At 69.8% G+C, this 9977-nt stretch carries 10 protein-coding genes, 1 tRNA gene, 1 other RNA gene and 2 pseudogenes; 11 read left to right on the forward strand and 3 right to left on the reverse strand.

The annotated features are described in order from the left end of the window. Positions 1-100 precede the first annotated feature (100 nt). Positions 101-526: an ATP-binding protein gene (locus tag H8R17_RS42885; RefSeq protein WP_187828602.1), complete on the reverse strand. Its 426-nt coding sequence runs from the start codon at positions 524-526 to the stop codon at positions 101-103. Positions 527-572: 46 nt separating this feature from the next. Continuing rightward, on the reverse strand, positions 573-980 hold the full coding sequence (locus H8R17_RS42890; RefSeq protein ID WP_187828609.1) for an NUDIX hydrolase: 408 nt from the start codon (positions 978-980) through the stop codon (positions 573-575). A gap of 107 nt (positions 981-1087) precedes the next feature. On the opposite strand from H8R17_RS42890, the gene H8R17_RS42895 reads away from it, so the two are divergent. The 9 genes and pseudogenes from H8R17_RS42895 to H8R17_RS42935 all read left to right on the forward strand — a co-directional run bounded on the left by H8R17_RS42895 (position 1088) and on the right by H8R17_RS42935 (position 7761). Next, complete coding sequence (locus H8R17_RS42895; RefSeq protein ID WP_059419018.1) at positions 1088-1876, forward strand: GntR family transcriptional regulator; 789 nt, start codon at positions 1088-1090, stop codon at positions 1874-1876. Positions 1877-2042: 166 nt separating this feature from the next. Continuing rightward, a pseudogene (locus tag H8R17_RS42900) lies at positions 2043-2399 on the forward strand (hypothetical protein). After that, positions 2399-3776, forward strand: a pseudogene (locus H8R17_RS42905) (FtsK/SpoIIIE domain-containing protein). The pseudogenes H8R17_RS42900 and H8R17_RS42905 overlap by 1 nt, the downstream one beginning before the upstream one ends. 88 nt (positions 3777-3864) lie before the next feature. Then, positions 3865-4359, forward strand: a complete 495-nt coding sequence (locus H8R17_RS42910; protein ID WP_187828603.1) for a DUF2637 domain-containing protein — start codon at positions 3865-3867, stop codon at positions 4357-4359. Positions 4360-4374: 15 nt separating this feature from the next. Further along, positions 4375-4569 carry a hypothetical protein gene (locus H8R17_RS42915; RefSeq protein ID WP_187828604.1) on the forward strand — a complete coding sequence of 65 codons (195 nt, stop codon included), beginning with the start codon at positions 4375-4377 and terminating at the stop codon, positions 4567-4569. 24 nt (positions 4570-4593) lie between these two features. Continuing rightward, on the forward strand, positions 4594-4833 hold the full coding sequence (locus H8R17_RS42920; RefSeq protein ID WP_187828605.1) for a SpdD protein: 240 nt from the start codon (positions 4594-4596) through the stop codon (positions 4831-4833). Between the two features lie 158 nt (positions 4834-4991). After that, on the forward strand, positions 4992-6275 hold the full coding sequence (locus H8R17_RS42925) for a replication initiator (RefSeq protein WP_187828610.1): 1284 nt from the start codon (positions 4992-4994) through the stop codon (positions 6273-6275). Continuing rightward, positions 6268-6501 (forward strand): excisionase family DNA-binding protein, encoded by a 234-nt coding sequence (locus H8R17_RS42930; protein WP_187828606.1) that lies wholly within the window; start codon positions 6268-6270, stop codon positions 6499-6501. The genes H8R17_RS42925 and H8R17_RS42930 overlap by 8 nt, the downstream gene beginning before the upstream one ends. A 9-nt stretch (positions 6502-6510) precedes the next feature. After that, on the forward strand, positions 6511-7761 hold the full coding sequence (locus H8R17_RS42935; protein ID WP_187828607.1) for a tyrosine-type recombinase/integrase: 1251 nt from the start codon (positions 6511-6513) through the stop codon (positions 7759-7761). A gap of 79 nt (positions 7762-7840) precedes the next feature. Here the strand turns inward: H8R17_RS42935 and H8R17_RS42940 are convergent. Then, a tRNA-Ser gene (locus H8R17_RS42940) sits at positions 7841-7928 on the reverse strand. A 72-nt stretch (positions 7929-8000) separates the two neighbouring features. On the opposite strand from H8R17_RS42940, the gene ffs reads away from it, so the two are divergent. Further along, positions 8001-8099: signal recognition particle sRNA small type (ffs, locus tag H8R17_RS42945), an RNA gene on the forward strand. A 72-nt stretch (positions 8100-8171) separates the two neighbouring features. Beyond that, on the forward strand, positions 8172-9977 hold a 1806-nt coding region (locus tag H8R17_RS42950; protein ID WP_187828608.1), incomplete at its 3' end, for a DNA polymerase III subunit gamma and tau.

Below are 9977 nucleotides of genomic sequence, written 5' to 3' on the forward strand. Positions count from 1 at the left end.
ATCACGCTCGTGACATGCGCGAGCAGCCCAACCACCCGTCACGCCAGGGCCGTTGACCTGCACGAATCACGATGAAACTTCCTCATTGCTCGCTTGTCCATCAGCACGGGTGTCCTCCCGGCTGGCTGCCCGTGAAGAGTTCGGCGGTGACGGTGTAGCCGCTGTGGCTGCCGTGGACGACGACCCGGTGTGCGATGACGCTGACCATGCCCAAGCCGCGGCCGTGTACCGCGTCCTCGCTTGGCTGCTCGACCTTCGGGGCGGTGCCCGTCCCTCCCTCGTCGGTGACCGACAGGGCGACCACCTTGGGGGAGACCGCCAGGGCCAGGTGGAAGCTGCCTGCCCCACCGCTCGCCGTGTGAACAATCGCGTTTGCGCTCAGCTCGCTCACGATCAGCTCGGCGTCGTCGGCCAGGGGAGATCCGCGCAGGATGTCCCGTGTCCAGCGGCGGGCCCGGCTGACCTCTTCCGGAAAACCTGGGCAAGTGAGTCCCCAGACCCGGGCGGTGCTCGTATACTCGTGCATACAAGTTCCTTCGTGCTGGTAGGCCGCCATGTGCAGCGGGTTCGGGCTAGACGAGTTTCACGCCGTCGTGGGCGCGGATGGCCGGCGGGGATACCGCGTCCAATGCGTCCAGGACGCGGATCGCGTACGCCTCGTCGGCGAGTTCGATGACTTCTTCGCGGGTGGCCCAGTGCAGCGCGCGGGTCTCGTCCCCGGTGGTGGGCGTGCCGTCGGCGGCTTCACAGCGGAAGACCATGGAGACGATCAGGCCCTTCATATTCTTGTAGATGCCGGTCAGGGTCGCGGGAAGCGCGATCTTGATGCCGGTTTCTTCGAGAACTTCGCGCTGGAGTGCCTCGGGGATGGTTTCCTCGCGTTCGAGGACTCCGCCCGGGGGTTCCCAGTGGCCGTTGTCGCGGCGCTTGATCAAGAGGGCGCGGTCCTGGTCGTCGACGATGACTCCGGCGACGCTCACGGAGTGCGGACGGTCGGTGCTCACGTTCCTCTGCCCTCTCGGCTGGCTAGGCTCTCCACCGTAGCAACAAAGCTCGCCCACTCGTCTAGATACCTAAAGGAGTACACGTGCCCTCTCTTTCCTCCGGCCTCCTCGGCGATCTCGACCCCACGAGCGATCGTGCGGTCTTCCGGCAGATCGCCGACCAGCTGCGCGAGGCCATCGACCGTGGGCGATTCCGCGAGGGCGAAAAGCTGCCCTCCGAGGCCGAACTTGTCGAGCATTACGGGGTTTCCCGTATGACGGTTCGAAACTCCTTCTCCGTCCTCCAGGGCGAGGGCCTGGTGCACGCCGAGCACGGCAAGGGTGTCTTCGTGCGACCACGACCGCCTGTACGGCGGCTCGCCTCCGACCGGTTCGCCCGGCGTCACCGCGAGCAGGGGAAGTCCGCGTTCATCGTGGAGGCCGACGCCGCCGGCAGTCACCCGCAGGTGGACAGCCTGGAGGTCAAGGAGGAGAAGGCCAGTCAGGACGTCTCCACCCGGCTCGGATCCGTGCGACGGGTGCTGGCCCGGCGTCGCCGGTATCTGCTGGACGGGCGGCCGGTGGAATTCGCTACCTCGTATCTGCCGCTCGACATCGCGCGGGGCACGCCGATCGCCGAGCCGAACCCCGGGCCCGGTGGCATCTACGCCCGGCTTGAGGAGCTGGGTCACCGCCTCGACCACTTCGAGGAAGAGATCCGTGCCCGGATGCCCTCGCCGGATGAGGTCCGGACGCTGCGGCTGGCCTCCGGCGTGCCGGTCATTCATCTGATCCGGACCGCGTTCGATCAGGAAGGGCGGGCTGTGGAGGTCTGTGACACGGTCATGGCGGCGGACGCGTACGTGCTGTCGTACCAGCTCCCGGCGACGTGATTGCGTGATCGGCGGTGGTGCGCGGGGACGCTTCTCCGAACTCGTACGCCCCAACAGGCATACTCGTATAGACGAGTGGGTAAGTGCTGTGGCAAGGTGGTTGCCGTTCCCGGGAGATCGGGTTCGAACGCTGCATCTTGTATAGACGAGTAGATGGGAAGAGGTCTTGCGCACCATCCGTGTAGAGACCTCGGCCGCAACGATCCTGCTGACCGAGGCGCCCGAGCACAAGGTCCGCGACCGGCAGACCGGCGAGATCGCCAAGGACGCCACCAGCGGAGAGGCACTGATGACGATCGGCGTCGTCTACCTGGAAGACGGTGAGTCGTCGCTGATCAAGGTCACCGTTCCCGAGAGCGGCGTTTCCGAGGGGCTGACGCTCGGGGCTCCGGTCTCGCTGCCGGGTCTGGTGGCCCGGCCGTGGGAAAGCGTCTTCAACGGGCAGTAGCGGCACGGCATCGCCTACCGCGCCGCCGCCGTGACTCCGGCCGCGTTCCCGGCCGCCACCGGGGCCGCTGCCTGATGACCGATCTGACGACACTCCTGGAGGTGGGTGGTCCTGTCGCCGCACTCGGCGGCGGGGCCGCCTACGCCCGGGCCAAGCATCCCGGGGTGTACTGGTCCACGGTCGGCCTGCCGATATCCACGGCCCGGCTCCTCAGCTCGTACGGCTCGGTCATGGAGGCCTGCGGCCTGACCGTGGCTCCATCCCGGCTGCGGATGCTGGCGGGTCAAGGCCACCACTCGCCGTGACGTTCGTCCCGTACCGCCGCGTCGGGGCATCATCCGCCCTACATCGACCGGGCTGCGGCTCCGTCTGCGGCTCGCTCCGGGGCAGGAACCGGCTGATGTCGCCGCCTCGGCGGAACGGCTGCGGCATGCCTGGGGCGTTCACGCCGTGTACGTGACCACGGTCAAGCCCGGTGTGGTGGAGCTGCGGCTGGTTGGCTTCGATGTGCTGCGGCGGGTGCGGATGCCTCGCAAGGTGGACACCGGGTTCCATCAGGTGCCGGTGGCGCTGCGGGAGGACGCCATGCCGTTCATACGCGACTACCGGGCCGTGCCCCACCAACTCACCCTCGGCGCCACGCTGTCGGGCAAGTCCATGTATCTGCGGCACCTGATCGCCGGACTCGCCCCTCAGTCGGTCGCCCTCGTCGGTATCGACTGCAAGCGCGGTGTGGAGCTGGCGCCGTTCGCGGCCCGACTCTCTGCGCTGGCGACCGAACCCGAACGGGCAGCAGAGCTGCTGCCCGTGCTCGTGAAGGAAATGGAGGATCGATACGACCTGATCAAGGCCCGGCAAGGCATCGCCCCGGACACTCCGGCCGAGGAGATCACCTCGGACGTCTGGGGGCTGCCTGAGCGTGATCGTCCGGTCCCGGTCGTGCTGTTCGTGGACGAGGTGGCTGAACTGTTCCTCGTCGCTACCAGGAAGGACGAGGAGCGGCGCGACGAGATGGTCACTCAGCTCATCCGGCTCGCCCAGCTCGGCCGCGCGGCCGGCATCTATCTGGAGGTTTGCGGGCAGCGCTTCGGCGCTGAGCTGGGCAAGGGTGCGACCATGCTGCGGGCCCAGTTGACCGGCCGCGTTTGCCACCGGGTGAACGACGAGGCCTCCGCGAAGATGGCGCTCGGCGACATCGCCCCCGAAGCGGTCATGGCCGCCTGTGGCATTGCCCCCGAACGGCCCGGCCTCGCCGTGGCCGGTGACACCTCCGGTGGCTGGTCCCGTATCCGCACGCCGTATCTGTCCCTCGGTGACGCTGCCGAGACCTGCCGCGAGTCGGCCCACCTGGTCCCCGACCTGCCCGCGCTCAAGCCCTTCAGGCCCGACGTGCCCGTACGGCCCGTCGAGACACCGGGCCCGGCCGTGTGGCCCCGACCGGTGACCGACTGACCCGCGCCACCACTCAACCCCGGTCGGCGTGACCGCCTCACGCCACGTCCCTACCCCTCCCATGCCCGAATTCGGAAGGAGCCGCAGCATGCGCGCCCACCTGGCCCGTGTCGATGCGGTGCTCGTTCAGGCAGTCATCGCCGCCGCGCTGTCCTTCGCCCACCTGCACGACGTCGCCTCGGCGGCTGGACAGGACGGGTGGAAAGCGTGGGCCTACCCGATCAGCGTTGACCTGCTGCTCGTCGCCGCCTGGCGCCGACTGCGCTCCGGGGAGGCGAAAGCGGCCGGGTGGTGCCGGTTCCTGATCGCACTCGCCGCGTCCCTCGGCGCGAACGTCGCCACCGCCGGACTGCTCGACGTGGACCACGTCCCGGCCTGGCTCCGCATCCTCGTGGCGGGCTGGCCCGCGGTCGCCTTCCTCGGCGGAACCCTCCTGGTCCACTCGCCGCCGGCATCGCCCGACCGGGGCCGGGAGAAGCACACCGCCGCCTGCACCGCCCCGCGCTGCGGCTTCTCCGCCGACTACGACAGCCGTGCCGCCGCCGAGCTGGCCGCCCGTACCCACCGCTGCCCCGTCCGCTGAAAGGACCCGCACCCCGTGACCGTCAGCCTCCCGCTCGTCGTCGTCCTCGGCTTCTTCGCCTGGGGAGCAGTCAGGTTCCTCGGCGTCCGCGTCTGGATCGTCGTCCTGATCACCCTCTTCGGCTTCTGGCTCTCCCGCACCTTCCTCGCACTCGCCATCGAGTCCGGCACGCGCTCCGGCGTGACCGTCATAAACGGCTCATATACCTAGACGAGTAGATAAGGAGCCCTGACCGTGTTCCTCCCGAAGTACCCCGACAGCCCGCCGCCCGCGCACACCCACACCCCGACCCAGACGGCACCCGTACGGCGCTCGCTCCCGTCGGTCTCCATCGATCAGAAAACCGTCGCGGCCCTGATCGTCGGCGGAGTCGTCCTCACCGCGCTCCTGGCGGCCGTCGCCGTCACGGCCATCTCCGTTGCCGTGGCCGCCGTCGTCCTGCGCTCCATGCTCCGCGACCACCACCGCCGCTGAACCGCGCTGGCCTCCGGGGCGGCGGCACACGACCAAGCATTTCGCCGCCCCGGGGCCTGTTCCTCCCGACCGTGCCAGCCAGAAGGGGAAACGCCATCTTCACCCGCACCACTCCAGCACCACTCCCGGAACTCGCGAACCTGGCCGCGCAGGGCACGCTGCCGGGTATCCTGCGCCAGCTCTCCGGGCTCGGCGGCTGCACGCACCCGATCCGCCTCGACGGCCACCGCACCGAGTACGACGTCGACACCACGACCGGCGAGATCGGCAACGTCCTCCACCACCTCGACTCGACCAGCCTCCCGGCCGGACAGCTCCTCGTCCGCTGCAACAACCGCCGCACGACCCGCTGCGCAGCCTGTGCCGAGGTCTACCGCCGCGACACCTTCCACCTGATCACCTCCGGCCTGCGCGGCGGCAAGGGCATCCCCGAACACGTCGCCGCCCACCCGCGCGTGTTCGCCACCTTCACCGCGCCGAGCTTCGGCCCGGTCCACAACCGCCCCTCCAGCGGACGCCCCTGCCGCTGCGGCACCCACCACGACCAGGACGACGACGTACTCGGCACCCCGCTCGACCCGGACACCTACGACTACCAAGCCGCCGTCCTCTGGAACGCCCACGCCGGTCCGCTCTGGCGGCGCTTCTCCACCTACGTCCGCCGAGAGGTCGCCAAGCGCGCAGGCCTGTCTCAGCGCAGGTTCCGCGAGCACGCCCCTGTGTCCTTCGCCAAGGTCGCCGAGTACCAGAAGCGCGGCGCGGTCCACTTCCACGCCGTCATCCGCATCGACGGTCCCAGCGGCGGCGACACCCCACCCCCTACCTGGGCCACGGCCGAGCTGCTCACCGACGCCATCCGGACTGCCGCTGCCAAGGTGCGCGTGGACGGCCCGGTCATCGACGGCCGTGCGCACGCCTTCACCTTCGGCCGCCAACTCGACGTACGCACCATCCGCTCGGCTGACTTCAACGGCGGCCAGGAGCTGACCGAGCGGGCCGTAGCGGCGTACATCGCCAAGTACGCCACCAAGGGAGCCGAGACCGCGACAGGGGCTCTCGACCGACCGCTCAAGTTCGCCGCCGAGCTGGCCCAGTTCGACATCAGCGACCACGCCCGCCGCCTCATCCGCACCGCCTGGACCCTCGGCGCACGCAAGGACCTCGAACACCTCCGCCTGCGCGCCTGGGCCCACATGCTCGGATTCCGCGGCCACTTCTCCACCAAGTCCCGCCGCTACTCCACCACCCTCGGCGCCCTCCGCGACGCCCGCGCCGAATGGCGGCGAGCCCATGCCGCAGCAGCCAACGGCCCCGAGCCCGACACGACGTACGTCCTCGCGCACTGGGTCTTCGCCGGAACCGGCCTGTCTGACGCCGAAGCCTGGCTTGCCGCATCCCTCGAACCCGCCCCCGGAACGGAAGGAGAACCAACCCATGGCTGAGTCCCGGCCCGCTGCCACCGTGCTGGAGGTCGACGACCCTTCCTTGGTGCTCGTGACCGTCGAGGAGGCAGCCCGTCGGCTCCGTATCGGTCGTACGACGTGCTTCCGGCTCGTGCTGGCCGGAGAGATCGAGTCGGTCACGGTCGGACGGCTTCGCCGCATCCCTGCCGACGCCATACCCGCATACGTGGCCAAGCTGCGCCACCGACCCGCCGAAGCGGCCTGAGGGGAAGCCATGGCAGAGAAGAAGCGCACCCGCCAGCCCAACGGTGCCTCGTCGATCTACCTCGGCAAGGACGGAAAGTGGCACGGACGGGTGACGGTCGGCGTCCGGGATGACGGCAAGCCGGACCGCCGCCACATCGAGCGCAAAACCAAGGCGGAGGTGACCAAGGCCGTCCGCCAGATGGAGCGGGCGCGGGACGAGAAGAAGCTCAGGAAACCCGGCCAGAGCTGGACGGTCCAAGCCTGGCTTGAGCACTGGGTCGAGAACATCGCCAAGCCGTACGTCTCCGAGAACACGTACGACGGCTACGAGGTAGACGTACGCGTTCACCTCGTCCCCGGCCTGGGCGCCCACAAACTCGACCGCCTGGAGCCCGAACACCTGGAGCGCTTCTACCGGAAGATGCAGGAGTCCGGGAGCTCCGCCGGCACCGCCCACCACGCCCATCGGACGATCAGGGTCGCCCTCGGTGAGGCCGAGAGACGCGGGCATGTCTCCACCAACGTGGCGGAGATCGCCAAGGCTCCGCGCCTCGAAGAAGAGGACATCGAGCCGTACACGATCGAGGAGGTACAGAGCCTCCTCGTCGAAGCGGCCAAGCTCCGCAACAGCGCCCGCTGGGTCGTCGCCCTGGCGCTCGGTCTCCGGCAGGGGGAGGCGCTCGGTCTGCACTGGGAGGACGTCGACCTCGACGCGGGGTACGTCCGCATCCGCAAGAACCGACTGCGCCCCAAGTACGCGCACGGCTGCGGTGCCGATCCGTGTGGCCGGAAGGCTGGCTACTGCCCGCAGCGGGAGCAGACCCGGCGTGAACACAAGTCCACCAAGTCCCGAGCCGGACGGCGCACCATCGGCCTGCCCGATCCGCTGATCAAGATTTTCCGCCAGCACCAGGAGGTGCAGGAACGGGAGCGGGTCGAGGCCGGGGCCGATTGGGAGGGCAAGGGGTACGTCTTCGCCTCGCCGACGGGCGGGCCGCTGAGCCCGAACACCGACTTCCATATCTGGAAGCGGCTGCTTCGGGATGCTGGCCTCCGAGACGGCCGTCTCCATGACGCTCGCCACACCGCAGCTACGGTCCTGCTGATCCTCGGCGTCCCGGACGTCGTCATCGACTCGATCATGGGTTGGGAGCCTGGGGGAGCGGCCCGGATGCGCGCTCGGTACATGCACGTGACGGGGACCATGCTCCGCAAGGTCGCCCAGCAAGTCGGAGACGCGCTCTGGGAGCCGCCGGGCACGGCCGGAAAATCCAACTGAGACGGAAACTGAGACGGACAACGTCGAAGGGCCCCACCGCAAGCGGTGGGGCCCTTCGACATCGTGCCCGGTGAGGCACTGGCGGAGGATACGAGATTCGAACTCGTGAGGGGTTGCCCCCAACACGCTTTCCAAGCGTGCGCCCTAGGCCTCTAGGCGAATCCTCCGCCGGAAACAGTACATGACCGAGAGGAGTGCTCGCGAACTCGTTCCCCGGGGCTGACATCGGGTACTCTTCGTGCAGCCCCTCACGCGGCGCTATCTGACTGAACTCCCCCAGGGCCGGAAGGCAGCAAGGGTAGGTCGGCTCTGGCGGGTGCGTGGGGGGCGCTTGTGTTTGCGGAGTCGGGTGGGGCGCTCGGCTTCGTGGGCGGGGCTCGTTGTCAGTGGGCGCCTATAACCTCGTAGGCGTGTCGTCTCTCGCGCTGTACCGCCGCTATCGCCCGGAGTCGTTCGCCGAGGTCATCGGGCAGGAGCATGTCACTGACCCGTTGCAGCAGGCGCTGCGGAACAACCGGGTCAATCACGCGTACCTGTTCAGCGGGCCGCGTGGGTGTGGCAAGACGACCAGTGCGCGCATTCTGGCGCGCTGCCTGAACTGTGAGCAGGGGCCCACGCCGACGCCGTGCGGGGAGTGCGAGTCGTGCCGGGACCTGGCCAGGAACGGGCCCGGTTCGATCGACGTCATCGAGATCGACGCCGCTTCGCACGGTGGTGTGGACGATGCCCGTGACCTGCGGGAAAAGGCGTTCTTCGGGCCCGCGCGGAGCCGGTACAAGGTCTACATCATCGACGAGGCCCACATGGTCACGTCGGCCGGTTTCAACGCGCTGCTCAAGGTCGTCGAGGAGCCGCCCGAGCATCTGAAGTTCATCTTCGCCACGACCGAGCCTGAGAAGGTCATCGGGACCATTCGGTCGCGGACGCATCACTATCCGTTCCGGCTCGTGCCGCCGGGGACCCTTCGGGACTACCTCGCCGAGGTGTGCCAGAAGGAGGACATCCCCGTCGAGGACGGGGTCCTGCCGCTCGTCGTGCGGGCCGGCGGCGGGTCGGTGCGTGACTCGATGTCCGTCATGGACCAGCTGCTCGCCGGCGCTGGGGCGGATGGCGTGACGTATGCCATGGCGACCGCCCTGCTCGGATATACGGACGGGTCTCTTCTCGATTCCGTGGTGGAGGCGTTCGCGACCGGGGACGGGGCCGCGGCCTTCGATGTCGTGGACCGGGTGATCGAAGGGGGTAACGATCCGCGGCGGTTCGTCGCCGATCTGCTGGAGCGGTTGCGGGATCTCGTGATCCTCGCCGCTGTGCCGGACGCGGCGGAGAAGGGGCTCATCGACGCCCCGGCCGATGTCATCGAGCGGATGCAGGCCCAGGCCGGCACCTTCGGCGCCGCCGAGCTGAGCCGCGCCGCCGACCTGGTCAACGAGGGACTCACGGAGATGCGCGGGGCCAACTCGCCCCGTCTCCAACTGGAGCTGATCTGCGCGCGCGTGCTGCTGCCCGCCGCGTACGGCGACGAGCGGTCGGTGATGGCCCGACTGGACCGTCTGGAGCGCGGGGGCAACTTCTCCTCGGGCGGTGGCATGCCCGCGATGGGGTACGTGCCGGGGCCCGACGCCCATGGGGGAGCGGAAGCGGCCGGCGCGCCGGTTCCGCCCGGTGGGGGCGCCGCTGCGGCGCGGGCGGCGGTGCGGGCATCGGGGGGACAGTCGGCCCACCCCGGGGGCGGTGGCGGTAACAGCGGTACGGCTGTGGGGGCGGGTGCTGGAGCCGGGGGCGGGCCGGCGGCCGCAGGTCCCACGGCTGCTGGTCCGGCGGGTGCCGGGCCTGCGGGTTCCGGGCCGGTGGGTGCCGGGTCGGCGGGGGGTGTGCCGCAGCACCAGGCTTCCTCGTCTCAGGCACCTGCTCAGCCTCCTCAGGCACCTGCCCAGCAGTCCCAGGCGCCCGCTCAGCAGCAGTCCACCGCGCCCGCTCAGCAGCAGTCCCCGGCGCCTGCTCCGCGGCAGCCCCAAGCGGCTGCCGCCCCGTCCCCGCCCGCTGCTCCTCCGTCCGCCTCCGGTCCCGGCGCCTGGCCCACCGCGGCGGCCGCGGGCAGTGGCCGCCGGCCCGGTGGCTGGCCCACGGCGGCGCCCGCGGGCGGCGGGCAGCCGTCGGCCGCGCCGGGCGGGACCGGGGCTACGGCATCCGGCGGCGCCCCGTCGGCACCGTCC

The sequence above is a fragment of the Streptomyces sp. TRM68367 genome (genome assembly GCF_014495685.1).
In the GTDB taxonomy this organism is placed as follows: Bacteria; Actinomycetota; Actinomycetes; order Streptomycetales; family Streptomycetaceae; genus Streptomyces.

What these genes read in the sequence shown, in the direction of transcription:
- H8R17_RS42910 (WP_187828603.1), top strand. Translation starts at nt 3,865, where the DNA reads ATGCGCGCCCACCTGGCCCGTGTCGATGCGGTGCTCGTTCAGGCAGTC.
- H8R17_RS42885 (WP_187828602.1), bottom strand. Translation starts at nt 526, where the DNA reads ATGCACGAGTATACGAGCACCGCCCGGGTCTGGGGACTCACTTGCCCA.
- H8R17_RS42930 (WP_187828606.1), top strand. Translation starts at nt 6,268, where the DNA reads ATGGCTGAGTCCCGGCCCGCTGCCACCGTGCTGGAGGTCGACGACCCT.
- H8R17_RS42935 (WP_187828607.1), top strand. Translation starts at nt 6,511, where the DNA reads ATGGCAGAGAAGAAGCGCACCCGCCAGCCCAACGGTGCCTCGTCGATC.